Genomic DNA, 26,318 nt, shown 5'->3' with positions numbered 1-26,318 from the left:
ACCGAGACCTTTTTACCTCTGAACCGCCCCTAAATCAGCAACAGCACAACAGTAATGATGAGACACACAACATAGTAACAAAAAAGTGACAATCCCGCTGGTTAAGTAGCGGCCGGGGTGAACGCGCTGGGGCCATTGTGCTCGACAACATCATGAGAGCGATACACGCGCCTCATGTATACCTCATATTTGAACCACGCGGAATCGGGTGCCAATTACAGAGATCGCAGCTGGGTCGCGACCGATTCGAGTTCACGCGAGCACGAACCGCCTGAACCAACTCGATCGTGTCGCCATCCTTCCGGCACGAACCCACGGCCGAACCGGGAGTCATCATGCGCAAACTGGCCAGCATTCAGACGGTGAACGCCGCGGAGCCGATCCCCAACGCCGACGCGATCGAAAAAATTCGCGTGCTCGGGTGGTGGGTGGTCACGAAAAAAGGCGAGTTCAAGCCCGGCGACAAGGTCGTGTACTGCGAAATCGACTCGCTGCTGCCCGAAACAGCAGACTTCGAGTTCCTGCGCCCCAGCAGCTTCAAGCCGGCCCGGACGGACGCGGCCGGTGCGGTCGTGCTCCCCAGCGGCTTCCGCATCAAAACGATCAAGCTCCGCGGTCAGGTGTCGCAGGGCATTTGCTTCCCGCTCAACATCCTGCCCGCCGGCACGCCCACCGCCGAAGACGCGGACGTGACCGATGCCTTGGGCGTGTGCAAGTGGGAACCGCCGCAGACCGGCGCCAGCGGTCGGGCGCGCGGGAGCTTCCCCGGCTTCTTGCCGAAGACGGATGAGACCCGCGTTCAAGTGCTCGAAAAAGTCCTGGAGCGGTACCAGGGGTTGGAGTTCTACCTCACGGAGAAACTGGATGGTACCTCGTTTACCGCGTTCATCCGCGAGGGCGAATTCGGGGTGTGCAGCCGGAACATGCTCCTCGATACCACCGACCCAATGAGCACACTCGTGGGGGTGGCGAAGCGCCTCAACCTGGAGGAGCGCTTGCGCGCGCTCGGTGCGGCGCGGGGATTCGAGGTCGCGATCCAGGGCGAAATCATCGGCCCGGGCGTGCAGCAGAACAAGTACGCGCTCAAGGAGGTCGCGCTCCGCGTGTTCAACGTGTTCGACGTGAGCGCGTACCGCTTCCTCGATCACGCGGACGTACTCACTGCCATCGCCGAAATGGGCCTGGAAACGGTCCCGCAACTCGGCACGCTCGTGCTGAGCCACGGGGTAGACGAACTCGTCGCGCTGTCTGAGGGTATGAGCGTGCTGAACGCCAAGGCCCAGCGCGAAGGGATCGTGCTGCGCCCGCTGCGCGAGGTGGACGACCACTACCTCGGGCGCCTCAGCTTCAAGGCGATCAACCCGAAGTTCCTGCTCAAGTACGACGAGTAGGAGCTGAGAGCGGAAAATCCGCCGCGGATAAACGCAGATAACGCGGATCAGACAGAAAGCAGAGATCAAAGGCGTTTTAGCCCCGATAGGGGCGGAAGCGAGTAGCCAGGGGTGAAGCGCGAGCGCAACCCCTGGCGGACTACCAATCCCAACTTCCGCGCCCCACCTCGTAGAGTGCGAGTGGGAGGCACGGATTCATCAGAGGTTCGTGGAAGCTCGCCAGGGGTTGCACTCGCGTGGCTCGCTTCACCCCTGGCTACTCGCCTCCGCCCCTATCGGGGCTAAAAATCGTTCTTCTGTCTGATCCGCGTGATCTGCGTTTATCCACGGCTCTCCTATCTGCCTTCTCTGCGGCAAGTTCACACCTGAAGTACGCCCGTTTTGAACGGCTTCCCCTCGTCGGATCTGGTCGCGACCGCGAGCGCCTTCAATAGAGCAGCGCGGGTGTTTTCGGGTTGAATGATCGCGTCCACCCACAGGCGCGCGGCAGCATAGCGGATGTCGGTCTGTTCGTCGTAGCTGGCCTTCACCTTGTCGCGCAGAGCCGCGAGTTCGTCCGCGTCGGGGTCTTTGCCCGCCCGCTTCAGCGCCTGAACCTGCACGTCGAGCAGCGTGCTCGCGGCCTGGTTCCCGCCCATGACCGCATATTGCGCGGTCGGCCACGCGAGGATGAAGCGCGGGTCGAACGCCTTCCCGCACAGTGCGTAGTTCCCGGCCCCATACGATCCACCGGTGATGAGCGTGAGCTTCGGGACGACACTGTTCGAGATCGCGTTCACCAGTTTCGCGCCGGCCTTGATGATGCCGGACTGTTCAGAGTCCTTGCCCACCATGAACCCGTTCACGTTCTGCACGAACAGAATCGGCACGCGGAGCTGGTTGCAGTCCATCACGAACCGGGCGGCCTTCTCTGCGGAGTCGACGTAGATCACACCACCGAACTGGAGCGGCCCGTCCTCGAACTGCGCCGATTTATCGGCCGAGCCTTTCGCGGCTGGTACGGTGGCCTTCACGCGCAACTTCTGGTTCGCCACCACACCGACCGTTTGTCCTCCAAGTTTCCCCCAACCGCACACAATCGTTTTGCCGAAATCGGCCTTGTACTCGTCGAATGGCGCGTCGTCGAATACCAGCTTGAGCAGATCGCGCACGTCGTATTCGGGCTGCGTGAAGTCGTCCCATTTCGCGCCCGCCTCGACTGGCGAATTGGCAGCGCGTTTGTCTTCGGGTAGTGCGGCCACCAGGCGCCGGAGCCGTTCGAGACACGCCTCGTCGGTCGGTTCGCGGTAATCGATCGTCCCGCTGACAGCAGCGTGCATCTTCGCGCCACCGAGCGATTCGGAATCGACTACCTGACCGATCGCGGCCTTCACCAGTGCAGGCCCTGCGAGGTACAACCCGCTCCCCTCAGTCATGAGGAGCACGTCGCACAGCACCGGCAGGTACCCGCCGCCCGCAACACAGTTCCCCATGATCGCGGCGAATTGCGGGATGCCCGAAGCCGAAATGACGGCGTTGTTCCGGAAGATACGGCCGAAGTCGTCCTCGTCCGGGAACACCTCATCTTGGAGCGGCAGGAACACGCCAGCGGAATCGACGAGGTAGACGAGTGGCAAACAGTTTTCCATCGCGATGCGCTGCGCGCGGAGCACCTTCTTGCAAGTCATGGGGAAGAACGCACCGGCCTTCACGGTCGCGTCGTTCGCGATGACCATCACCTGCCGACCGGAAACGGTACCCACTCCCGTTACCACTCCCGCTGCCGGCGCGCCGCCCCACTCGGCGTACATCTTCCACGCGGCCCACAAGCCCAGCTCGAACAGCTCCGTGCCCGGGTCGAGGAGTTTTGCGATCCGCTCGCGCGCGGTGAGCCGCGACTTTTCGTGCTGCCGGTCGATCGCCTTGGCACCACCGCCAAGGCGGATCGCGTGTTCTTCGGTGGAGAGTTCGGTGAGAGGTGTCATACCGGAATTATATTCCGGACCCGGCTCCTGCGCGCCGGCGCGCGATCCGGACTTGACCAAACTACGCGGCCCGACTTATAAGCTCTCGCCCACGTATTTGCACAGAGGGGCGGTGATGGCGAGTAGTCCGCGCGGGAAAGTGATTCCGCTTTCACCCGCCCGGCGGATGGTGGACGAACTGCTACACCACGCCAAACAGGTTCCGTCGCTCCCGCTCTCGCGCGACTGCCACATTGATGTGCTCGCCGACGCCCGCAAACGGGCCGGTACGCCCGTGTCGTGGACGAGCCTGTTCATGAAGGCTTACGGCCTCACGGCTCTGCGTCACCCCGTTCTGCGGCGCGCGTACATCCCCTACCCCACCGCCAAGCTCTACGAACACCCGCGCAGCGATTGTGCGGTGCTGATCGAGCGCGAATGGGAGGGCGAACCGGTCGTGCTGGGCGCGAAAGTCATTTCACCCGAAACAACGCCATTGACACTTATTGACGAGCACCTGCGACGGTTCCGCGAAGATGATGTGCTCTCCGTGTCGCCGTTTCGTCAGGTGCTCCGGCTCGGTCGGCAACCGTGGCTCTTGCGCCGGTTCGTGTTCTGGTCGTCGCTCTACTTTTCCGGCTACAAGCGCGCCAAGCGGTTCGGCACGTTCATGATGTCGAGCCTCGGCACGCACGGCGTCGAGCAGATGCACCCACTCACGCCACTAACGACTTACCTGACATTCGGCCCGATCCGGCCCGACGGCCGCGTGACGATCAAAGTGATTTACGATCATCGCGTCATGGACGGGCGCCACGTTGCGCGCGTGCTCGTCGACCTCGAACACATCCTGAACACGACGCTGGCCGAAGAAGTGCGCGGGGCGCACGCGCAGGCCGCCTGACCAATCGAATCGGAGAAGCGACCCCATGACGAAGACGCAACCCCGGAACTACTGGCGCGACGACCGCTGCGCAAAGGCGTTCTGGAGCCAGTACGAGATGCCCGCGTACCAGCAGCTCCTGGCCCACACCACGGAGTGGATGAATCCCGCCCCGGGCGGGCGCTGGATCGACCTCGGGTGCGGGTCGGGGCGCTTGTGCCGTGCCCTGTGGACCAAGAGCAACGGACAGCTCGCGGAAGTCACCGGCTTGGATGTTGCAGCACTGAACGCGAAATCGTTCACCAAGTTACGGGAATCCCTGTCTCCGCCGCCGGGCGAGCGCCTGAAGTTCGAGACGGTAGACTTCAGCGCCGGGTTGCCGTGGGACGGCGAAAACCTCTTCGACGGTGCAGTGAGCGGACTGGCGATCCAGTACGCCGAATCGTACTCGGAAGCCGAACAGCGCTGGACCACCGACGCCTACGACCAGTTGCTCCGCGACGTTCACCGAGTGCTGAAACCGGGCGCGAAGTTCGTGTTCTCGATGAACGTGCCCGAGCCGTCGTGGGGGCGCGTCGGGTGGAACGCGATGCGCGCGTTCTGGTCGGCGAAGCGCAAGTTGCGGTTCCTTGGCAAGCTCTACGGCATGTGGAGCTACGGCGGTTGGCTGAAGCGCGAGGCCCGCAAGGGGCGGTTCCACTACCTCTCGGCCGAAACTATCACCGCCAAGTTAACGGACGCCGGGTTCACGGACATCGAGTACCGGCTGAGTTTCGCGAACCAGGCCTTTCTCTTCCGCGCCACGAAGCGCTGAGGACTTCGTGGGCCGGAGCCACAGTTTGTTCAACCCGCGCGGCGCGACCCGGGTGCGGGCCGCGTGCCACGCGAAGGCGTCCGCGAGCGTTTCGCTCAGCGGGCGCGCCCGGTAGCCAAGTTCCGTTTCTGCACGCGCGGACGACACGAACCAGCACCGCCGGAACATTCGCACGAACTCGAACGACGGCCGCGGTTCCTTACCCGATACGCGGTGCCCGAGTTCAGCGCATGCGGCCAGCCCGAACCACGCCCACGCCGGAAGTGCTGGCCGAAACGATGACAAGACCGCGCGACGTAAGCCGGCCGCTTGCGCGAGTGCGGTAAACAGGCGCGTGAACCGCACGTTCTCACCGCCCAGTATGTAGCGCCGACCACTCACCCCGCGCTCGGCCGCGAGCAGGTGCCCCGCGGCCACGTCGCGCACGTCCACCGCGTTGATCCCGCCGGGTAGTGCAAACGCCACGTTCCCGCGCCAGAACCGAACGCACAAATCCCCCATCACCGACGGCCCGGGGTCGTCCGGACCGAACAAGTAGCCCGGGTTCACAACGACGACATCGTGCTGCTTCGCGGCCACCATTGCGGCTTCTTCGGCGGAGCGTTTCGCGTGGACGTAGTTGACCCGCAACCGCGCGTTTGGGAAAGGTGAATCCTCCGTCCGCACCTCGCCCCAACCGGCGCCGACGGCCACGATGCTCGACGTGAGCACGAGCCGCGCGCCCTGTGGGAGCGCGCTCAGCACGCTGGCGAGCGCGTCCGGGTGCGTACCCATTCCGCGCGCGATCTTTCCCCCAGCGCCGACCGGCCCAGCAGCCAGAAACACGACGCGCGCGCCTTCGATCGCCGCACGTGCAGCCGCAGGATCGGTGACGTCGCCGGTCCGGGCGTCGAGGTTCGGGTGAATTTCGCTCAGTGCCGGTCCCGGAAGCGAGAGCGTCCGAACCCGCGCGCCCGCGTGCAAAAGTGCGCTCACGATGTGGCGACCGAGGAACCCGTTACCGCCGAGCACGCACACCGGGGTGTCCGTCCAGAACGAACGCAGGGTCGCACTCATGCGGCTTTCTTTCTCGAAGCGAGTTGGGCGGGGCTGTGCCAGAACGCATATGCGTCCGCGAGTGATTCGCGAAGCGGGCGCGGCGCGAAACCCAGTTCGCGCCGCGCCTTTTCACCCGTGAAGAAGAAGTACAGACCAACGAACTTCGCGCTATCGATGCTCAATTGCGGTCGGCGTTTCTTCTTGCGCCCGCGCCACTCCATGACATGCGCAACCGGCAGCGCGAGCCAACTCGGGAACGTGGCCCGCGGAATCGCGCGACCGGCCGCCCGCGCGAGGTCTTGAAAGAACCCCTGCCACCGCCGGTTCTCGCCGGTGAGCAAGTACCGCTCCCCCGGGCGCCCGCGATCGGCCGCGGCTAATACCCCGGCGGCCACGTCGCGCACGTCCACGAAGTTGTTTCCGCCTGTAAAGTGGAACGGCACCCGCCCGCGCCAGAAGCGCTTGCAGAGCGCGCCGAACTCACTCTCGCCGAAGTCGTCGGGGCCGATCACGCACCCCGGATTGACCACCACAGTCTCCAGCCCGGAACCGTTCGCAGCGAGCGCGACGAGTTCTGCGTCGCGCTTGGTGGTCGCGTAGGGCACATCGAACGCCCCGAGCGTCCATTCCGCGCGCTCGTCGCGCACTTCGGGCCACCGCGTCGCGCCTACAGCCGCCACGGAACTGAGGTGAACCACCCGGCGCACGCCTGACGCACGGGCCGCTTCCATCACCGCCCGCGTACCGTCCACGTTCACCCGTTGAATGGCCTGTCGGTCGCCGCCGAAATCGACCGCCGCCGCCGCGTGCATGAGCACCTCTGCACCGCGACAACCCGCCGCCAGCGCGCGAGTGTCATTGAGCGACGCGACAGCCGTCCGAACACCGATCCCCCGAAGGCGGGCCGTGTCCGAACCTTCCCGGTGGAGCGCGACCACATCGGCCCCGGCCGCGCGCAGCGTGGAGGCCAGGTGCCAGCCGACGAACCCGGTCGCGCCGGTCAGCGCGACGCAGCGCCCGTTCCACGTCGCGTTTGTGATGTTGTGGGGTGTAGCCAAACGAAAAGCCCTCGCCGGAAGTAGCCAGCGAGGGAATGTAGTCGGATCGCTGATCGGGATCAATCGGAACCCGAAGTGCGGTGAAGAGTATTTCACCGCAGAGAGCACGAGAGGGCGCGGAGAAGAACCCAAGTTGAAACGATCGCGTCTCCTCGTGCTTTTCTCTGCGCTCTCCGCGCCCTCGGCGGTGAAATCTTCTTACACACCCTCATTCCTTCCCCAACACCATGTCGACGACCCAGCACCCGCGCACGTGCGGACCTGGCCCGCGGCAGTGATTCAGCACATCGGCATTGTCGCATCCTGCGTCTTGGAGCGCGTCGGCCAGAATGGGCATCGCGCTGAAGTCCCGCGCCTCGTACATCTGCGCGGCGAGTGCGACCGCGGTGGACGTGCGCCACTTGCGGTGACACTTAATTTTGCGGAACGGGTTCCCGAAGATCTCGCGAAGTAAAGCGCACAGTGCCTTGTCCGATCGATCCATGCGCTCGAATGCGGCGTCTGAACTCAACTGCTCCTCGCGTGCGCTAAGGTACTCGACCTGCCCGACCAGAGAGCCCACGTGTGCCGGCCCACACCTGGACGCCATCGCCTCGTGAAAGTTGGACCAGACGGCCGACAGCGGCACTTCGGATGCGAGCCAGTCGACCCGCCCATTCGCCTCATTGACGGGCACCAGCGCGAGGGCGGCTTCGAGCCGTTGTGCCGCGGCATTCAGCAACGCCGCGGGTACCTTTCGGTCCGCGTACTGTTCGGCCAACTCGACTACCTCTTGGGCGGCAGCGGTGGCGAATGACATCCGGTGCCAAATGCGACGCGCACAAGCGCACGACCAGAGCCGGTACTTCCGCTGTCGATACGTTTGCACCCGTGGATAAGCCGGCTGTCCGAGCACATCTAGTAGGAGTCCGGGCTCACCACCACTGAACCATTCCTGCTCAGCTTCCGCTTCGGTCATCGGCCGACCTCCCGCTCCCAACATGCCCGATCCCGCGGCCGCAAGCTACGGCACTGACCGGTAAACCCCACGGAAATCGGTGCTCACATCGGTCGGCGACTAGGACAAAAAACAACCCCGGTCCGCGGAAACAACCGCGGACCGGGGTTGGAAATCCCGAAGCTACGAATGCCGCTCACGTGGTCGTCGGCGAGAGCGACCAATCCTTGCGCTGGCGGCTGCTCGGGATGTTGAGCATCTTGCGGTACTTGGTCACAGTTCGGCGGGCCACCGGGTACCCGTCGGCCTTCAGCAGCGTGACGAGTTCCTCGTCGGACAGCGGGTTCGCCTTATCTTCGTTGGAAACGAGTTCGAGGAGCTTCTGCTTCATCACCTCGTAGGCCACGTCCTCGCCGGTCTGGTTGTTGGCCTTCCCGCCGCCGAAGAACCGCTTCAGCGGGAACACGCCGCGCGGGGTCTGCACCCACTTGTCGTCCACGGCCCGGCTCACGGTCGTGACGTGGACCTTCACCTGGTCGGCGATCTGCTGCATCTTCAGCGGGTGAATGTGCTCGGGACCGTAGTCGAGGAACGCCCGCTGGTGGTCAATAATGGCCTTCGTCACCTTGAGCAGCGTGTTACGACGCTGTTCGACGGCCTTCACGAGCCAGTCGGCCGACTGGAGCTTCTTGCGCAGCTCTTCCTTCACGCTCTCGTCCAGATCCTGGCGCTTGCACAGGTCCACGATGCGCTTGCTCACGCGGATGCGCGGCACCCACTCGTCGGTGAGGCGCACCGTGTAGTCGCTGTCGTCGGCCCGCTCCACCACCACGTCGGGCATCACGTACCGCGTGCCGGAGTCGGAGAACTTCAGCCCCGGCTTCGGGTCCAGGTGCTGGATCGCGGCAATCGTATCCTGGATCGTAGAAAGTTCGTACCGCGTCGCTTTCTGAATCACCGGAATGCGGTTCGCCCCGACGTCTTCGAGGTGGTCGCGGACGATGGTGCGCATCGCCTCGGTCAGCGGCGAATCCGGCGGGATCTGAAGGAGCAGGCACTCCTTGAGATCACGCGCGGCGACGCCGGGCGGGTCGAGCTTCTGTACGACGTGGACGAGCGTGTCTTCAACGTCTTCGGCGGTCACGGTCGCATCGTAGAGTGACGCGATCTCGCTCAGCGGCACCGTGCGGAAGACGTCGCTGTACAGCTCCTCGTCGTTCTCGTCGTCGGCCTTCTTCTTCTTGGGCTTGTCCTTGTCTTCTTCGTCCAGTTCCTCGCGATCCTTGCCTTTGCGGACCTTGAGCCGCGCACCGAGGTACCCGGTGCGGTCCACGAAGCTGCAAATGTGCCGCGCGAGGCGCCGTTCGTCCTCTTCGAGTTCCAGTTCGCCGATCTGGTCCGCGAGGTAGTCCTGGAGCGACGGGGCGCGATCGGGCATGTTCGCCATCGCTTCGAGCTTCCGGTCCCCCTCCTCTTCCATCGAGGCGCGGCTGCCGCGGTGCTCCTCGTTGAAGTGATCGTCCCAGTCGCGGTTGAGTTCTTCGAGCCGGTTGAACTCCAGGTCGCCCGTTTCGTCGTGCTTGAGCGGCGCGTCCGGGTTGAAGTCCGGGGCCACCTCGTCCACCTCGCCGAGCTTTTCCTTCAGCTCGAGGAACGGGTTCTCCTGGAGAGCCTCGTCGATCTTCGTTTGGAGGTCCGTGATGGACAACTGGAGTATTTCCATGGACTGGATCATGCGCGGGGCCAAGACCTGGCGCAGGTCTTGGCGAACGCGGATGTCCATTCTCATTCCGAGACCGCTCATCGGTTCCCTCTCAAGAATCGTGCGTGGGTCGCACGCGGGGCACCTGTCGTGCGTGCCACAGTAATCTTGCTTAACTCACAACTTGCGCTTACTCGCGGATACCGGGATCGCGTTCCGCTCTTGCGGCAACAACTTCTCGAAGTTCCCCCGGTGCTCACATTCGCGCACCCGGTTGCTTGGCTTAAAACGTTCGTCGCCCGTCGAGGGCCTCGGCCAGCATTTGTGCATTCGCGAGTTCCAAGGAACTACCGCTAGGCAATCCTCGTGCCAGTCGCGTGATCGAGACCCCCGTGGGGGCCAGCGCCGTCGACGCAAATAGCGCGGTGCCGTCTCCTTCGAGCGTCGGGCTGGTCGCGAGAATTACTTCGCGCACACCACCGCGATTCACACGCGACACAAGCGCACTGAAGGTCAACCGGTCCGGCCCCATTCCGTCGAGCGGGGCCAAACGCCCGCCCAGGACGTGGTACAGCCCGCGGAAGTTACCCGCGCGCTCGAACGAGTTCACGTCGCGCGGCGTCTCGACGACACATAGAACCCCCGCGTCGCGTTTCGGGTCTCCACAAATCGGGCACAAGGTGCCGTCGGTCAGGTTGAAGCACTCGGAACACGGCCGCACCTTGTCCGCAACGGCCTGGAGCGCGTTGGCGAGTTCGACCGCGTGCCGGCGGTCGCCCGCGAGCAGAAAGTGCGCGATGCGCTCCGCACTCTTGGGTCCGATGCCGGGGAGCTTCGTTAGCTCCTCCAGCAGCCCCGCAATCACGCCTGCTTCGGACACGTCCACTCACTCCTTTGGGCGACTCGCGCCCAAGGCTCCGCCACGAAATTAGAACGGAATCGGATCGGCTCTGCTCACCGCGTGCGGAACCACGTCGCTCGGTTCTTCCGAGACGAGGTGCTCGCGCGCCACGACCGCAATCACTTCGTTCTGATCGAACAGCCCGACCACCCGGGGATTGGGACTCGCGGGCGGCCCCGCGACGACCAACTCCAGGTGGCACCCGGTACAGCGCAGTTCCTCGGCCTGAACCGTGTAGCGCCGACCGTTCCGGAGCGTGACGATGAACGCGAGCATGAGCGAACCTCGTGTCGTGATCGCGCGGGGAACTTACATCAGCCCATTCCCGGGAACCCGCCGCCCCCGAGCATTCCCGGCGGGAGCCCGATGTTCGCGGCCATCTTCGCGCTCTCCTCGGCGAGCTGCGCCCGCACCTTCGTGAGCGCCTGGTTGATCGCGGCAGTCACGAGGTCTTCGAGCATCTCGCGGTCGTTGAGCTTCATCGCGTCCTCGGAGATGCGAACGCTCAGCACCTCCAGGCGCCCGTTCACCTTCGCCGTGACGTAGCCGGCCCCCGACGACGCCTCCGCGGTGATCTGCCCCACTTGCGCCTGGAACTTCTGAATCTCTTCCTGAATCTTGCCCTGGTTCCCCAGGAGACTCAGCATCGATCCGAGTCCTTTGAACATGGTGTCACCCTTCCTCGTCGGTCCCGTCTTTGGTCTCCGCCTCCTTCGGCGGAGCAGCAAAGGGATTGAAGCCGTCGTCCACTTGCCGAATCTGTGCCCCGAACAGGTCGAGCGCCTTCTTGAACAGCGGGAGACTGGGCAGTAATTGCTTCACGTCCCCGCGCGACGCCAACGACGGTTGTGCCTCGCGGACCAGCGGCTGAGAGTTTGGGGCGCGATCGCGCTCGAACCGCAAGGCAATCGTTTGGCCGGTCACCTTCTTCAGCGCGTCCGCGAGCCGCAGCGATCCGGTCTCGGCCGAACACGTGTCGTGTGATTCACTATAACTCGAGGGGAAGCGGATTACCAGAGAATTTGGCGCAGAAATTGCATATGAACTGACTGAATTCAAGTGTTTTGCAAGGATCGGATATCTTTCCCCGGCGTAGCGGTAAAAGCGATTCCACACGTCTTGAAGGGTCGATTCGCTGAGCGGAACCGTGGACGTACCGTTATTCGGAGAACCGTTTTCAGCCGGCTTAGCCGTCAGTGCTCCCGCCAGGGGTCCGTTTTTTTTTGCGGCTTCAGCCGCCACAGGAACCGGCGCCGCCGCTCGCGTTGGGGCCGGGGTGCCCGCTCCTGTAGCAACGACAGCGGATTGTACCCCCGGTTGCGACAGAGCTTGCACCAATTGATCGAGAGAACGGAGATCCCCGAGCCGGCACAACCGGACCACAGCCATTTCGAGCAGCACTTGGGTGTGCGCACTGCCGCGCATGCGCGCTTTCGTCGCGGTCAGCACCTCAAGGCCCGCAAGGATAGTGTCGAGTGAAACGCTCTGAGATTGCGTCTTCACTGCCTCAAATTGGTTCGGCGACACTGGAAGTTCACGGACCTCTGGCCCGCCGCAACTCACGAGCATGAGTGCGCGCCAGTATTCCACGAGCTGGTCAACAAGTTCCCCGATCTGAAGCCCGCGATCGACCCACGCCGCGATGAGATCGAGAGCCGCCCGCGCGTCTCCACCAATAACGGCGCGGGCCAGATCGATCACGCGATCATCGGCCGCGGTTCCCAAAACGGCACTCACTTGCTCCGTCGTGAGCTTGCCCTGCGCCGAAGCGAGGAGCTGGTCGAGCAGCGATTGCGAGTCGCGCATCGACCCGGCCGCGCGCCGGGCGACGAGTCGCAGCGCGTCGTCATCGGCGAGGTGCCCTTCCCGCTCCACGATCCGCTTGAGCTGGTCGAAAATCTTGGCCGGTCCAACGTGTGCGAAGTCGAACCGCTGGCACCGCGACAGGATCGTTATCGGTATTTTTTGCACTTCCGTTGTCGCGAGGATGAACTTGACGTGCTCGGGCGGCTCCTCCAGCGTCTTCAGCAGCGCGTTGAACGCGGACGTGGAGAGCATGTGGACTTCGTCGATGATGTAAATCTTGTAGCGCCCGCGTGCGGGGCGGAACCCGACGTTCTGGCGCAGGTCGCGCACTTCCTCCACTTTGTTGTTGCTCGCGCCGTCGATCTCCAGCACGTCCACGTCGTCACCGGTCATCACGGCCCGGCAACTGTCGCACTCGTCGCACGGAGTGGCGGTCGGGCGGTCGCTCTTCATGCAGTTGAGCGCCTTCGCCAAAATGCGGGCGGCGCTGGTTTTGCCGACCCCGCGTGCGCCCGTGAAGAGGTACGCATGCGCCACGCGCCCGGACTTGAGCGCGTTCACCAGCGCGTTCGCGACGTGCTCCTGCCCGATTAACTCCGCGAACTGCTGTGGCCGGTACCGCCGCGCGACGACCGTGTACGCCGGCGCGTCGGCACCGGGGTCGGGTGCGGAGATCGGCTTCGACTTCGACATCGGCCCGTCCTGTTCCTGTCGGTTGACTCTCGACTTTGAATCTACCCGGAACCGCGGTCACGAACAATCGCGGAGGCGGCCAAAGCGTTCCGGCGTTACAGAGTTCCACGTTCCCGAGTTCCAAGTCTCGCATCCAGGGGTTGAAACCCCTGGAATCTGTGACCCCGTTGGGGTCCAAAGACCGCATCTCTTGCCTCTGGACCCCAACGGGGTCACCGGAAATAGCCAGGGGTTTCAACCCCTGGAATCTGTGACCCGAGGCCGACTGCGTAACTCAAAATAAAGCCCGGTTGTCGTTGTGCGCGGAATCGCTTCACTTGACTACACGCGAATCGTCCGTCGCGTCATGGAGGAACGGGATGCCCGCGACCGCGGCCGACTCAGTCAAAGAAACGGGAAGCGCCCCCGAACCGAAGCGCCCCGCCCCGGCGAAACCGCAGAAGCGAGAATGGTCGCCGCGCGTCTGGGAGGGGATGGACTGCTTCACCTGGATGCGACTGTTGCGGGACAACGGGTTCGCGGTGCAACTGCCGTACTGGTACATCGCGGCCATCGTCTCGGTCAATTCCGTGACGAACGCGGCACTCAGATGGGCGCTCAATGCACGGTTCGGGGAACGGGTGCGCGAAACGGTGATCGAGAAGCCGCCGGTGTTCGTGATCGGCCACTGGCGCACCGGCACCACGCTCCTGCACGAGCTGATGATCCGCGACTCGCAGTTCGGCTTCCCGGACATGCAGGACTGCTTCAACCCGCACCACGCGCTGCTCACCAACCACTTCTTCAAGCGTTACGGGAAGTGGATGCTGCCCGACAAGCGGCCGATGGACAACATGCCGTTCGGCTGGGAGCGCCCGCAGGAGGACGAGTTCGCGCTGGCGCTCATGGGGCTGCCCTCCACGTACACCGATTTCGCGTTCCCGGCCCGGGCACCCAAAGACGCCGGTGCGCTCGATTTGTCGGGCCTCTCGCCCCGGCAACTGGCCAAGTGGAAGCGCGTGTTCCTGCGATTCCTGAAGGAAGTCACCCTGCGGACCGGCAAGCAACTCGTGCTGAAGTCGCCCCCGCACACGGCCCGCGTGCCCGTCCTACTCGACATCTTCCCGGAAGCAAAGTTCGTTCACATCGTGCGCAACCCGCGCGCGGTGTATCCCTCGACGGTCAACCTCTGGCGGTCGTTGGGTCGCAGCCACGGGTTGCAAACACCGACTGATACGGGGCTCGAAGAAAAGGTGCTTCGAGAGTTCCGGGTGATCTACGACCGACTGGAAGAAGCGCGCCCGCTGTTCAAGGACGGGAACTTCGCGGAACTGCGATACGAGGACTTGGTCCGCAACCCCACCCGCGAGCTAGAGAAGGTGTACGCAACCCTAAACTTGGGCGACTTTGACGTGGTACGACCGCGAATCGAAGAATACCAGCGCCAAAACGCGAACTACGAGACGAATAAATTTCAACTCACCGACGTGCAGCACGCACTCGTGAGCGAGCGCTGGGGCGATGTGATTCGGCGCTACGGGTACGAGTAAGTCAACGGCCCTATTCGGATCAAGCACGAACGTCAGCCGCTCGTAAGCACGCGCTTACGAGCGGCTGACGTTCGTGCTCACTTCCACACGAAACGGCCTGATCGGTCAACGGTCACCCCTTCGGATCGGGGTTCACATACGGCTCCCGGCGGTACGGCGCGGGCGCCGGCTTCGGGTCACTGACCGGATGGGGGAAGTGGTGGTGCGGCCGGTCGTGAGTCGCACTACCTTGAGCGTCGGACTCACCCCCAATGATGTCCCTGGCCCGGGTCATGTCGACCCGGTGAACCCACAGTTCAATCGGCTCCGGAAGCACGGAGCCGACGCTCCCGACCAGCTCCGTTCCGACGACGCGGCACTCGATGCCGGCCTCGGACAGTGCCGCACGGTACGCTTCTACCAGCGCCAGCGGGCCGGAATACACCCGCAGCACGTCGTTCGGGTCGCGTTTCATGGTCAACCTCCGACTCGGTTCGTTGGGAAATTCGCACCCGGTGCGGGCGCTTCGACCTCGATCTGGTTCGCGATCACGGGCAGGCCGCACCGCCGCTGCAGTTCGCACAGCGCGAGTTGCTTGCCGTAGTACGACCGCGCCACCCCACTGATGACGACGCCCCGTTGCACGGCCTTGAACCACAGTTCGCGCAAGTGGCTCCGGTGGCGCTGACAGATCTCGGTCGCCCACTCTCGCAGGCTGCGTTCCAGAGGGTCTCGACACGCGAGCGCGGTGCACATCGCCACGATCCACCTTTGTAGTTTGTCGCCGGATGCACCCGCTCCAGAGGCAATAGCCGTGCCGACCGTGTTCCGGCCCGGGTTCAACCGGATTGTGGCGAATGAAAGCGCGGAAGCGTGCCCGCGTCGCACACCCGGCGCGACGCGGTGTGCCGCTGTGACACACGAGCACCACGAAACGGACGGTCCAAGAGCACGAAAACCCGGCACGATCCCTACCTCCCGATGCCGCTGCGACCGGCACCCGGATTGCGATAGCGCCCGGCACCCCATCCACTCCGGAGGCTGCGATGCAAACCGTGGTACAAGTGCTGATTATGTTGGGCTTCGGGGCCGTGCTGCTCACCATGCTCGTCGGGCTGACGCACCTCCTATTGCGCAAAGTCCCCCCGCGCTAGTTCGCCCACCGGGTTGAAGTTCGTTGACACGCGCCCCGGTCCGTAACCATGATGAAGTACACCGTCATTCTGTCCGACACTGCGGGGCGCAGGAGCGCTGTGACCACACGTATTTCCCTCGACCAATTGGCCCAAATCCTGGACATCACCGAAGACGGCGTCGTGACCGTCGACGTGCGCCAGGACATCGTCCTGTTCAATTGCGGCGCGGCCAAGTTGTTCGGGTACGACCCGAACGAGGTGGTCGGGCGCCCGCTGGACCTGCTCCTCCCCGACCGGTTCCGCGCGCCCCACCACGGACAGGTGGAGGAGTTCGCGCGGTCCCCGGCCCCGGCCCGGTTGATGGGCGAGCGCCGGGAAGTGTTCGGCAAGCGCAAGGATGGGTCCGAGTTCCCGGCCGAGATCTCGATCTCGAAGTTCGGCACCGGTGTAGACATGCTCTTCACCGCGATCGTCCGAGACGTGACCGAGCGCAAGCGGTTCGAGGCGGTCCAGCGGGAACTGGAGCACCTCCGGGCACAGGCGGAACTCACCGAAGCCCGCACCCGTGCGGACGCGCAACTCCACGAAACGGCCCGCCAGCGCGAGCAAGCGCTCACGGACCTCCAAACCCGAACCGAGGAACTGCGTGCCACCACACAACAGTTGTGGCAAGCGGCCAAACTCGCGGGTGTCGGGGAACTGGCCGCGAGCATCGCCCACGAACTGAACAACCCGCTCGGTACGGTAAGTCTGCGGATCGAGGGACTGATCGCCAAAACGCGCCCCGACGATCCCCGGCGCAAGCCCCTGGAAATCGTCGAGAGCGAAGTGGAACGTATGGCCGGGCTGGTGTCCAACCTGCTCCAGTTCAGCCGCGCCGGGCGGGAGCAAGTCTCCACTGTCGACGTCTGCGAAGAAGTCACCAAAACGGTCGAATTGATCGGGCACCACTTGCGAAAACACGGGGTCCGGGTGCAACCGGAGTTCGACCGGCTCGTCACCCCGATCCACGCGGACCGCCAACACTTGCGCCAGGTCTTCTTGAACCTGTTCACCAACGCGGTCGACGCGATGCCCAAGGGCGGGACGCTGGTGCCGCGCGTGCGCCCCGGGCGCCTGCCCGACGGGTTGCCGGCCGTGGTGATCGAGGTCACGGACACGGGCGTGGGCATCCCCTCCGAACTCAAGGACCGGGTGTTCGAGCCGTTCTTCACCACAAAGGAAGACGGCAAGGGCACCGGACTGGGTTTGGCCATCTGCCGGCGCATCGTCCAGCAGCACAACGGCACGCTCGAAGTCGAGAGCCGCGTGAACGAGGGGACCACGATCCGCATCACGCTCCCGATCCGCCCGGACACGAACGTCGCGCGCCTGCGCGACTGACCCGCACACGAACGCACCAACGGATGCCGTCTCTATGACCGAAACCGGAAACAAGAAGCCGCGCGGCCACATACTCGTGGTGGACGATGAAGTCGAGCTAATGCGCGCCCTGTGCGAGTCGCTCACCGACGAGGGGTTCGAGGTTCAAGGGTTGTCGGACCCGGCACTCGCCCCGGACGCGCTCCGCGAGAACGAGTGCGACGTGCTACTCTCGGACCTGATGATGCCCGGGACCGACGGCATCCAGTTGCTCCGCAAGTGCCTGGAGATCGACCCGCACCTCGTGGGCGTCATCATGACCGGTCAGGGCACGATCCAGACCGCGGTCGAGGCGATGAAGGCCGGCGCGTTCGACTACATTCTCAAACCGTTCCGGCTCCAGCAGGTGATGCCCGTGCTGGACCGCGCATTGGAAGTGCGCCGGCTCCGGGTCGAGAACATCCGGCTCCGGCGCTTCGTCCAGCGGCTCACGTTCGAGTCCGAGCGCTACCGGATCGTCGGGAGCAGCCCGGCCGTGCGGAAGATCGTTCAGATGATCGAGAAAGTGGCACCGACGAACGCGGGCGTCCTCGTGCGCGGGCCGAGCGGAACCGGCAAGGAACTGATCGCCCGGGCGATCCACGGCAACAGCGCCCGGCGCGACAAACCGCTCGTCACCGTGAACTGCGCGACGCTGCAAGAGAGCCTGCTGGAGAGCGAGCTGTTCGGGCACGAAAGGGGCGCGTTCACCGGGGCCGATCGCACTAAACCGGGCTTGTTCGAGGTGGCCGAGGGCGGCACTCTGTTCGTCGACGAAGTCGCGGAAATGGCCCCTGCCCTTCAAGCCAAGCTCCTCCGGGTGCTGGAAGACGGGCACTACCGCCGGGTCGGGAGTACGCAGGAGAAGCGCGCCGACGTGCGCGTGATCGCGGCCACGAACAAGCCGCTCGAAGCCGAGCAAGCGGCCGGGCGGTTCCGCGAGGATCTGTTCTTCCGGCTCAATGTAATTTCCATCACGCTTCCGCCACTAAAAGAGCGGCGCGAAGACATCCCCGAACTGATCGCCCACTTCTTGCACACGCGCCAGGTGGGGCGCGGACTCATGACCGTAGACCCGACAGCCCGTGCCGCGTTGTGTTCATACGACTGGCCCGGGAACATCCGTGAACTCGCGAACGTCCTGGAGCGCGCCCAGATTCTGGCCGAGGGCACCACGATCACCCCCGACGACTTGCCCGAAACTGTGCTTGCGAGTCGCGCCGCGGTCCCCGGAGCCGAACCACAGCCCCCGGTTGCCACCAGCCCCGACGACCTGGACCGCATGGAGCGGTACCACGTTGCGGACGTGCTCCGGCGCCACGGCGGAAATAAGGTCCAGGCGGCCAAGGCACTCGGCGTGAGCCGCCGAACGCTGTACCGCCTGATCGAAAAGCACCGGCTCGCCGCGGAGAGCGAATAACCCACCGCTTACGCATACGTCGGGGCCGCGTGAGTTCCTTCGCGAACCGGTTCCGATGTGGCAGCCGGAGCGGGTGCGGGAACCGCGACAATATCGCGCTCCCGACACACCCACCACGCGAGCGTCACACCGATCATAGACGCGATGCTGAGCCAACCGATCGCACACATCGCAGAGATGGCAATGATTTCAGAAGCCTCAAGTCCCGTTGGCATGGTTCTTACCCTCGCCACCTCACGTGTGATGGAACCGACGCTGAGGTGGTGCGCGAGCGGTTCCCGTTAAAATTCGCGTGGATCAAGTAACTCAAAGTGCCGACTGCGCGGCCTCCGCACGTGCGCAGCGAACGCACACGCGGGCGTAGGGCACTGCGTCGAGCCGCGCTTTCGTGATCGCGTGCCCGCACTGAGTACAGGTTCCGAACGTGCCCGCGTCGATCCGCTCCAGCGCGGCCGTGGCTTCGGCCAGAATCTGTTCCTCGTTCGCGAAGAGCGTGCGGGCCACGTCCTCTTCGGTTTCGCGTGCGGCACGGTCGGCCTCGTGCGCGGGCATGTCTTCGACCCGCTCCGTCCCCGCAGGCGCCCGCAAGCCCTCGGCTTCGAGCCGGGTCACGCCGTCGGACAGGCGCGAAACCAAATCGCGCAGTCTCTGCCGGTACGTCCGCAGCGCCAGTGTGCTCAGGTGTGTGTGGGTCATGACGGCCCTCGTTCATCAAGTTGGGGGTTCCACAGATTGATACACCTTTAGGCAACGCCCGTGCCGGAGCCGTTCGAGTGCAACAAACCGCTTAAAAACGCTAAAAAGTCGGGACTTGCGGGGATCAAGATGTGCTCACCGCGCCATCGGTGTGCGTAGGAGCCACAACAGTGTGACGACTCCGCACACCCATACAGACACGCCTAACCCACTGTGCAAAATGACAACGACCCCGCACTGCGGGGCCGTTGAGACGCGAACCAGTCAATTCCCAGAACATCAAACCGAAGCGACTTCCTGCGCCGCACGAGGGGCGGACGAGTCTAATGGCCGATGGAACTGACCGCGAACGGTGAGCACGGGGCACGGGGCCTTCCGCATAACACTTTCGGCGATGCTGCCCATGAGCAGGCGCATCAGGCCACTCGATCCGTGCGTGCCCATCACGATCACGTCCGCGCTCGTATCACCTGCGACTTTAAGGATTTGCTCCGTCGGATCGCCATCGAGCAACCGGTACTCGAATCGCCCGCCGTGCCCACTAGTGCCGAGGGCTGCCAATCGCGCGGCGGCTTCTTCCGGGTCTTCGACCGGTGCGGCGATGCCCATGCCATCCCCCGCGAAGACGTGCGGAGGAGGAATGACGTGAACGGCGATCAGAGTCGCGCCGTAATCACGGGCCAATGCACATGCCAGCTCGAACGCCGATGACGCCGCGTCCGAGAAGTCGGTCGGGTAAAGAATAGTTCGGATGGGAAGCATGGTGTCCTCCAAAAAAGTAAGCCCGAAACGCTGCGGGCTCCGTTACTTGCGCACAACACCTGTGGAACCGGGAGCCGCGGTCATGCGCTCTTCGCGCAAGTGCTGGTGGCACCGCACACAGGTGAGCGTGAGGTCCACATACGCTAGCGCCGCGGCGTCCGTGTTCTTGTCCTTCGCCGCTTTCTTGAGGGTCTCGGACCGGCGCATGAATTCGTTGCTGTACAGCAGGTACTTATCGGTTTCGTTGATCTTCCAGGTGGCATCTTTAACGCACTCGATGAGCCCGTCGGCACCGGTATCGATCTTCTTGAAATCGTTCGTCGCCAGTCCCTCAAGTACCTTCTGGGCGTGGGCCAGTTTCCGCTGCATCACGGTCGGTTTCTTCGGATCGTCTTTGGGCTTCGGCGCATCGCCGGCGCGCCCCGCCCCACCGACCATCACGGCCACAACGGTGACGCCGACCCACGCCGCGGAACGAACGGGCAACTTCATCGCACTCTCCGGAAATGAAGGCGCTGCCCGGAACGCGGGTGTGTCCCGTCTGTAGTGGTCAGCGCGCTGATGAGGGGAACTGCAACTCAGGGGCCAAAGTTAGCACAGTATGCACACGAAGTGCAACTATCTACCGTGTCGCAGACTTGGTTGGAACAGGATCGCGAAGAGAATTCGGGCGCCGCGGCTCTGAAGTAGTGTTTCGGAATAGGATACGTCCCGGGCGCCGTGACCACGTGCGGCACCACCGTCGAGCCGCTCCGATCCGCACGGAGAACCAGTCGTGAATCGCATGTGCGTTGCCGTCGTGCTACTCGTTTTTGTTGGGTCGCGCGCCGGCGCTCAACAGCCCGAATGGGATTCCAAATACATCAAAATGGAAGTCCCGAAAGAAGTGACCGCGGACCAAGTGTTCGTCGCGAAGGTGACGATGCGCAACACCGGCACCCAGACGTGGAAGGAAGCACGCGATGTAGTCCCGAGTTCGCTGCACTCGGCCGAACCCGCGGACAATCTCACTTGGGGCACCAACTTCTTCATCCAGGGACAGGGAGTGGTCGTCGCGCCGGGTCAGGACATCACATACACCTCGTACCTGCGTGCCCCGAGCGAACCCGGCAAGCAGAATTTCCAGTGGCGCGTACACGGCCCGAAGGGGGCGTTCGGCGAGACCACACCTAAACTCGAAATCACGGTACTGAAGCGTCCTGATGCGAAGGAGCAACCGCGTGCGGTGCCGGCCCCGGACCCGAACGGGAAGCGCCCGCTCACGTTCGACGACTTCGAGTACCTCGGTTCGTTCAAGGTGCCAGAAGCGGTGGGCAAAGGCGGGGCCGGGTTCTCCGAGAGCGGGCTCGCGCTCCGCACACTGAAGGACGGCTCCAAGCGCCTGTTCATGAACTACACGCACCCCGAAGCCGTGCTGTTCGAGACGGACGTCCCGGAGCCGGTCAAGTTCGAGAAGGGTGATGCGGGAGCGCTCAAAACCGCCACTGTGAAAAAGGAGTGGGGCGCCCTCACGAGCAAGGACAAGAAGTACGGGGCCAACGGCGGGTTCGTCTGGGACGACGAGCGCCAGACGATGTATTGGACGTACTACCACGGCTATTGGGCCGGAGGGGATCTGCCCGTTCTGAACGCGACGAAGTTGGACGCGGACGGCACCGTGGCGCCGGTCGGCTCGTGGATGCTACCGCGGCAGAAGTGGTTCTGGGGCGGGGTGACACGCTTACCGAAGTCGTTCGCCGACAAGTACACGGGCGGCGCAACGCTCGGGGTCGGGTTCGGAGGGTACTACAGCATCGTCGAGCCGTGCAGCCGCGGCCCTGCACTCGGTGTGGTCGCGACGCCCGACCCGGCGAAGGGCAAAGCCGAAGTCACTTCTCTACTCGGCTACCCGGGGACCGCACCGGCCCCGCGCCCGGGCGACTACTTCAACGCGAACTGCGGGTTCTGGAACGACCAGCCCAAGAGCCGCGCCGCGGGCGCCTGGACGTACTGCGATCACACCCGCGCGGGGGTGCTGATCGACCTCGCCGACAAGCAGGGCTACATCGCGTTCGCGAAGCTGGGTACCGGTCGGCTCGGGTACGACTACGGGCACATCGGGAACGCGGGTGAGGCGCAATACTGGTACTTCTACGACGCCCGCGCGCTGGGCGAAACGGCGAAGGGCGCGCGAAAGATCGGCGCGACCGCCCCGTACCTGATGCAGCCCGACGCGGAAATGAAGGGCATGGCGTTCGGCGCGTGCTTCGACGAAGAAGCGCGCACGCTGTACGTGATGCGCTGCGCCGCGTACCCGGTGGGGCGCGAGATGCACCCGCTCGTTCACGTGTACCGAGTGAAGAAGTGACCGGCGCACCGACGCGACGTGATGGCACGAGTCATTGACAACAGGTGAAGCGTGCTACGCCGGCGCGGGACGGTATACTGTCCCGCGGTCGTGCCGCTTGGATAAACTCACCGTCGGCCGACGCGAGAATCACGTTTCCCAATCGGGAGGGTGCCATGCAGGTACTCGTCGTAGGGCTGATGGCTGTGGTCGGTTGGCTCGCGCCGGCAGGCGCGATTCGGGGCGCCGAACCGGTCGCGCGGTACGCGGTCGTCGTCAACAAGGACGTCGCGGCCGGACTGTGGGGGAAGGTTGTCAAGTTCCTCGAAACCAAGCACAAGGCGAAGACGTTCGCCTACGACAAGTCTCCCGAGGATGTGCGCAAGGATGTCGGGGCGTACCACCCGCGGTACGTCTGCTTCGTGTGCCCGCCGACCGAGAACTTCCCGGCCTTTGCCGTGGTCGCGAACAAGTTCTGCCGCACGCTCGACGACGACCCGTATGTGGACGCGATCTGGGGCATCCTCACCGGGTTCGATGAGGAACACGCGCTGGAACTCGCGAAAGCGGAACCGGTGGTAATCAAGCGCGCGTTCACCAAAACCCTCGGCTCGTGGTTGAACTGGGTGCCGGAGGGGGACTATGTCACCGAGTGGACCCGGGATCGGGGTGAACTGGGCGCGAAGAAAGCCGACTCAGACTTCGCGCTGAAAACCGGCGGGCCGACGAGCGACGCGGACGACGCGAAGTACGTCCACAAACTCCTGTCCGAGGACACGTTCGACCTGATTATCGGCTCCGGGCACGGCGGGCACCGCGACTGGATGCTCATGTACCCGAGCGGCAAAGGGTTCCTCGCCGCAAAGGACGGCAAGCTCGCCATGACCGCGCCGGGCGTGGACCTGGCGCTCACCGCGAAGCGCCCCAAGGTCTACTGGGCCGTCGGCAACTGCCTCACCGGGGTCGTGAACGCGGGCCGGAACAACTTCAAGGACTCCTACGCCCTGGCGTGGATGAAGAACGGAACCCGGCAGTACATCGGCGCGGTCCAATCCACCTGGTACGAGCTGAACTGGAACATGGCCGACTGGTTCCTCAAACAGGAGGGGCGCTGGACGTTCTCTGAATCGCTGTTCCTGCTGCGCCAGTGGTCGCAGTACCTGCTGGCGGAAAACATCGTGTCCGGGCGCGATAAGCAAGGCACGGAGTTCACCGACGAAATCTTCGTGCTGTACGGCGACCCGGCACTGGAAGCTCGAGTGGAGAAGGCCCGTGAGCCGGCCCTGACGGAAACGCTTGAGGTCAGCGAAACCGGGGACAAGGACGTCGTCCGGATGACCTACAAGGTCAAGGTGAACTTCGTCGGTGAGGGGAACAAGCGGACCGCCGAGAAGTACGGCGGGTGGCGCATCTTCTGTCACATGCTGCCGTACCAGGTGACCGACGTGAAAGTCGAGAAGTCCGACTTCGCGAAAGTCGTGTGCCCGGGAGAAACGCTCATCTGGGACGCGGGTAGGGGACTGAAGGTCGGCGACGAGCGGAGCGTCACCTTTACGGCCAAGCGCGTAAACGATTGAGAGTCGTTACTTCGCTCCCGGCGTGGCGGGGCGCACACACACCTTCATCCGATCTTCAACCGCGTCACCGACGCGGTTCGTACTTTTTCTGCACACCCCTCTGGGCCGAGATGCTGCCATGTTGGACCTGTCGAACCTGTGCGCCGCGGTGCGCTCCAAAGGCGGCGCGAAACGCTGCCTGATCTCATCCACCGCCCTGGTGGTGCTCGCCACACTCACGGCACCCGCGTCGGGCGCGGAGCCGGCACGGAAAGCCGAAAATGTCATCGTTGTGACGCTCGACGGGTTCCGCTGGCAGGAGCTGTTCGAGGGCGGGGACGAGTCGTTCATGGACGCCAAACAGGGCGGCGTGAAGGACGTGCCCGGCCTGAAGAAACGGTACCTGCGCGAGAAAGTTGAAGACCGGCGAACAGCGCTGATGCCGTTCCTGTGGGGCACTGTGGCCAAGCACGGCCAAGTGTTCGGGAACCCGGCCAAAGGCGCATCGGCCAAGATCACCAACGGGCTGAAGTTCTCGTACCCGGGCTACAGTGAAATGTTCTGCGGACTTGCCGATCCGCGAATCGACTCGAACGCCAAGAAAGCCAATCCCAATCTCTCAGTGCTGGAGTTCCTGAACGGTCGGCCGGGCTTCAAAGACAAGGTTGAGGCGGTCTGCACCTGGGACGTGTTCCCCTCCATCTTCCGGACGCAACAGAACGGGCTACGCATTCAGGCCGGCTGGGAGCCGCTCAAAGCCGACAAGCTGACCGATCGCGAGCGCGGCTTAAACGAGACGATGGAGTTGCTCCCGCGGTACTGGCCGGACAATGCGTTCGACGTGTTCACGATGGGCGCTGCGAAGTCGGCGCTGGAACGGCGCAAGCCCCGCATGCTGTACATCGGACTGGGCGAAACCGACGAGTGGGGGCACGGTCGGCGATACGACCTGTACCTGGACTCCGCGAACAAGGCCGACCGGTTCCTGGCGGAACTGTGGGACGGCCTGCAGAAAGACCCGCAGTACAAGGACAAGACCGCCCTTCTCATCACGACCGACCACGGCCGCGGGAGCACGCGGGTCGATTGGACCGATCACGGGAAGAACGTAGCCGGGGCCGAACACATCTGGATCGCGGTGATGGGACCAGACACGCCGGCTCTGGGCGAGCGCGAGAAGGTTGAGGTGACGCAGAGCCAAGTCGCCGCCACAGTTGCCGCTCTGGTCGGAGAAGATTTCAACGCCGCGAGCCCGAAGGTCGCAGCGCCTCTACCGGTGTTCGAGAAGAAATGACGCTCGGAGCGGGCGAACGAACTTGTCGCGTTCCGCCTTCGATCAGAACTAATTCTCCCACGAGGTTCGTGATGGTTGCTCGGGTTGTTTGTTTGGCCGCACTCTGCGGGCTGTCGGCTCCTGCATTCGCCGGTGAGGGGCCGACCGGCTCGGATGTCAAAGTCATGAGCTTCAACGTGCGTTACGGCACGGCCAAAGACGGCGAGAACCACTGGGACAAGCGAAAAGAGTTCCTCGCGGAGACGGTCAAGACGTTCGGCCCGGATCTGCTCGGCACGCAGGAAACGCTGGGCTTCCAGCGCGACTTCCTGGCCGAGAAGCTCAAGGGGTACGGTGTGCTCGGGGTCGGTCGGGACGACGGCAAGGAGAAGGGCGAGATGATGGCCCTGTACTGGCGCGAGGCCCGGTTCGAGAAGACGGACGCCGGGCACTTCTGGCTCAGCGAGAAGCCAATGGACGCGGGCAGCAAGAGTTGGGACAGCTCCCTGCCCCGCATGGTCACGTGGGTGCGGCTGAAGGACAAACTGGGCGGCAAGGCGGTGCTGTTCGTAAACACGCACTTCGACCACATCGGGAAAGAAGCCCGGCTCAAGTCGGCGAAGCTGATCCGCGAGCAGATCGCCGCCCTCGGGAAAGACTGCTCCGTGGTCCTCACCGGCGACTTTAACTCCGGCGAGGACAGCGATCCGTACAAGGCCCTGTTCCACAAGAGCGGGAACAACGAGTCGCCGGTCGTGGACAGTTTCCGGGTGGCGCACCCGAAGCGAGAAGAGGGCGAGGGCACGACAACTGATTTCAAGGCGGGCGTGAACAAGCGAAGTCGGATCGACTGGATCGGCGTGTCACGCGACTGGAAGGTGGTTGCGGGCGAGATCGACCGTACCGAAAAGGACGGCCGCACGCCCTCGGACCACTTCCCGGTGACGGCCGTCATCCGTCGGTGAGTGACAGAATGTGGGACGGTCGGGCGTATGGACTCGCACGCGCCCACCGTCACGGCTCCTGAGATCGCGAGAGTTAGCAAACAGACGTCGCCGACGTTTGTAGAATAAC

25 protein-coding genes are annotated in these 26,318 nt (G+C 64.0%); 10 read left to right on the top strand and 15 right to left on the bottom strand.

Going from position 1 to position 26,318, the window contains the following annotated elements:
* The first annotated feature begins 335 nt into the window (after positions 1–335).
* Positions 336–1,391, top strand: coding sequence for an RNA ligase (ATP) (locus tag VT84_RS18205; protein WP_082840504.1), 1,056 nt, complete (start codon positions 336–338; stop codon positions 1,389–1,391).
* A gap of 359 nt (positions 1,392–1,750) precedes the next feature.
* On the opposite strand, the gene VT84_RS18200 is transcribed toward VT84_RS18205, so the two are convergent.
* On the bottom strand, positions 1,751–3,355 hold the full coding sequence (locus VT84_RS18200) for an acyl-CoA carboxylase subunit beta (protein ID WP_082840503.1): 1,605 nt from the start codon (positions 3,353–3,355) through the stop codon (positions 1,751–1,753).
* A 115-nt stretch (positions 3,356–3,470) separates the two neighbouring features.
* Between VT84_RS18200 and VT84_RS18195 the strand changes: the two genes are divergently transcribed.
* Together VT84_RS18195 and VT84_RS18190 are read left to right on the top strand one after the other, a co-directional pair.
* Positions 3,471–4,238: a hypothetical protein gene (locus VT84_RS18195; protein WP_052554235.1), complete on the top strand. Its 768-nt coding sequence runs from the start codon at positions 3,471–3,473 to the stop codon at positions 4,236–4,238.
* Positions 4,239–4,263: 25 nt separating this feature from the next.
* Positions 4,264–5,031: a class I SAM-dependent methyltransferase gene (locus VT84_RS18190; RefSeq protein ID WP_052554233.1), complete on the top strand. Its 768-nt coding sequence runs from the start codon at positions 4,264–4,266 to the stop codon at positions 5,029–5,031.
* On the opposite strand, the gene VT84_RS18185 is transcribed toward VT84_RS18190, so the two are convergent.
* The 8 genes from VT84_RS18185 to dnaX form a co-directional block, all read right to left on the bottom strand.
* Positions 4,948–6,087: an NAD-dependent epimerase/dehydratase family protein gene (locus VT84_RS18185; protein WP_082840502.1), complete on the bottom strand. Its 1,140-nt coding sequence runs from the start codon at positions 6,085–6,087 to the stop codon at positions 4,948–4,950. The two genes, VT84_RS18190 and VT84_RS18185, sit on opposite strands and share 84 nt — an antisense overlap.
* A complete protein-coding gene (locus VT84_RS18180) occupies positions 6,084–7,127 on the bottom strand; it encodes an NAD-dependent epimerase/dehydratase family protein (protein WP_162271760.1) in 1,044 nt (347 codons plus the stop codon). Before VT84_RS18180 ends, VT84_RS18185 begins: the two co-directional genes overlap by 4 nt.
* A gap of 208 nt (positions 7,128–7,335) precedes the next feature.
* Positions 7,336–8,085 carry a hypothetical protein gene (locus VT84_RS40925; protein ID WP_239465888.1) on the bottom strand — a complete coding sequence of 250 codons (750 nt, stop codon included), beginning with the start codon at positions 8,083–8,085 and terminating at the stop codon, positions 7,336–7,338.
* Between the two features lie 175 nt (positions 8,086–8,260).
* A complete protein-coding gene (gene rpoN, locus VT84_RS18170; protein WP_082840500.1) occupies positions 8,261–9,847 on the bottom strand; it encodes an RNA polymerase factor sigma-54 in 1,587 nt (528 codons plus the stop codon).
* Positions 9,848–10,049: 202 nt separating this feature from the next.
* Positions 10,050–10,646: a recombination mediator RecR gene (gene recR / locus VT84_RS18165; RefSeq protein ID WP_052554227.1), complete on the bottom strand. Its 597-nt coding sequence runs from the start codon at positions 10,644–10,646 to the stop codon at positions 10,050–10,052.
* Positions 10,647–10,694: 48 nt separating this feature from the next.
* Positions 10,695–10,943: a hypothetical protein gene (locus VT84_RS18160; RefSeq protein WP_052554226.1), complete on the bottom strand. Its 249-nt coding sequence runs from the start codon at positions 10,941–10,943 to the stop codon at positions 10,695–10,697.
* Positions 10,944–10,981: 38 nt separating this feature from the next.
* Positions 10,982–11,314 (bottom strand): YbaB/EbfC family nucleoid-associated protein, encoded by a 333-nt coding sequence (locus VT84_RS18155; RefSeq protein WP_162669372.1) that lies wholly within the window; start codon positions 11,312–11,314, stop codon positions 10,982–10,984.
* A 25-nt stretch (positions 11,315–11,339) separates the two neighbouring features.
* A complete protein-coding gene (gene dnaX, locus VT84_RS18150; RefSeq protein ID WP_082840498.1) occupies positions 11,340–13,166 on the bottom strand; it encodes a DNA polymerase III subunit gamma/tau in 1,827 nt (608 codons plus the stop codon).
* 359 nt (positions 13,167–13,525) lie between these two features.
* On the opposite strand from dnaX, the gene VT84_RS18145 reads away from it, so the two are divergent.
* Positions 13,526–14,695, top strand: a complete 1,170-nt coding sequence (locus tag VT84_RS18145) for a sulfotransferase family protein (protein WP_082840497.1) — start codon at positions 13,526–13,528, stop codon at positions 14,693–14,695.
* 112 nt (positions 14,696–14,807) lie between these two features.
* On the opposite strand, the gene VT84_RS39655 is transcribed toward VT84_RS18145, so the two are convergent.
* Both VT84_RS39655 and VT84_RS39650 read right to left on the bottom strand, forming a co-directional pair.
* Positions 14,808–15,149 carry a putative signal transducing protein gene (locus VT84_RS39655; RefSeq protein ID WP_162271759.1) on the bottom strand — a complete coding sequence of 114 codons (342 nt, stop codon included), beginning with the start codon at positions 15,147–15,149 and terminating at the stop codon, positions 14,808–14,810.
* Between the two features lie 2 nt (positions 15,150–15,151).
* A complete protein-coding gene (locus tag VT84_RS39650) occupies positions 15,152–15,436 on the bottom strand; it encodes a hypothetical protein (protein WP_162271758.1) in 285 nt (94 codons plus the stop codon).
* Between the two features lie 491 nt (positions 15,437–15,927).
* Here VT84_RS39650 and VT84_RS18135 point away from each other — a divergent pair, with 491 nt between their 5' ends.
* Positions 15,928–17,193: a two-component system sensor histidine kinase NtrB gene (locus VT84_RS18135; protein WP_162271757.1), complete on the top strand. Its 1,266-nt coding sequence runs from the start codon at positions 15,928–15,930 to the stop codon at positions 17,191–17,193.
* A 34-nt stretch (positions 17,194–17,227) separates the two neighbouring features.
* Complete coding sequence (locus VT84_RS18130) at positions 17,228–18,631, top strand: sigma-54-dependent transcriptional regulator (RefSeq protein WP_082840494.1); 1,404 nt, start codon at positions 17,228–17,230, stop codon at positions 18,629–18,631.
* Between the two features lie 8 nt (positions 18,632–18,639).
* Here VT84_RS18130 and VT84_RS38665 read toward each other — a convergent pair whose 3' ends face one another.
* From VT84_RS38665 to VT84_RS18115, 4 genes are all read right to left on the bottom strand, one after another.
* Entirely contained in the window at positions 18,640–18,846 is a 207-nt protein-coding gene (locus tag VT84_RS38665) for a hypothetical protein (RefSeq protein ID WP_157469606.1), read from the bottom strand.
* Between the two features lie 91 nt (positions 18,847–18,937).
* Complete coding sequence (locus VT84_RS40140) at positions 18,938–19,327, bottom strand: TraR/DksA family transcriptional regulator (protein WP_052554214.1); 390 nt, start codon at positions 19,325–19,327, stop codon at positions 18,938–18,940.
* A gap of 279 nt (positions 19,328–19,606) precedes the next feature.
* Positions 19,607–20,089: a universal stress protein gene (locus VT84_RS18120; protein WP_052554212.1), complete on the bottom strand. Its 483-nt coding sequence runs from the start codon at positions 20,087–20,089 to the stop codon at positions 19,607–19,609.
* Positions 20,090–20,131: 42 nt separating this feature from the next.
* A complete protein-coding gene (locus VT84_RS18115) occupies positions 20,132–20,581 on the bottom strand; it encodes a hypothetical protein (RefSeq protein ID WP_082840493.1) in 450 nt (149 codons plus the stop codon).
* A gap of 292 nt (positions 20,582–20,873) precedes the next feature.
* Between VT84_RS18115 and VT84_RS18110 the strand changes: the two genes are divergently transcribed.
* The 4 genes from VT84_RS18110 (at position 20,874) to VT84_RS18095 (ending at position 26,209) form a co-directional block, all read left to right on the top strand.
* Positions 20,874–22,436: an NBR1-Ig-like domain-containing protein gene (locus VT84_RS18110; RefSeq protein WP_239465925.1), complete on the top strand. Its 1,563-nt coding sequence runs from the start codon at positions 20,874–20,876 to the stop codon at positions 22,434–22,436.
* A gap of 155 nt (positions 22,437–22,591) precedes the next feature.
* On the top strand, positions 22,592–23,992 hold the full coding sequence (locus VT84_RS18105) for a hypothetical protein (protein ID WP_052554203.1): 1,401 nt from the start codon (positions 22,592–22,594) through the stop codon (positions 23,990–23,992).
* 118 nt (positions 23,993–24,110) lie between these two features.
* Positions 24,111–25,265: an alkaline phosphatase family protein gene (locus VT84_RS18100; RefSeq protein ID WP_082840491.1), complete on the top strand. Its 1,155-nt coding sequence runs from the start codon at positions 24,111–24,113 to the stop codon at positions 25,263–25,265.
* Positions 25,266–25,336: 71 nt separating this feature from the next.
* A complete protein-coding gene (locus VT84_RS18095; protein WP_082840490.1) occupies positions 25,337–26,209 on the top strand; it encodes an endonuclease/exonuclease/phosphatase family protein in 873 nt (290 codons plus the stop codon).
* Positions 26,210–26,318: the final 109 nt, after the last annotated feature.

Origin of the sequence: Gemmata sp. SH-PL17, assembly GCF_001610855.1 — a bacterium.
In the GTDB taxonomy this organism is placed as follows: Bacteria; Planctomycetota; Planctomycetia; order Gemmatales; family Gemmataceae; genus Gemmata; species Gemmata massiliana.
This window is presented reverse-complemented; position numbering and strand designations above follow the sequence as displayed.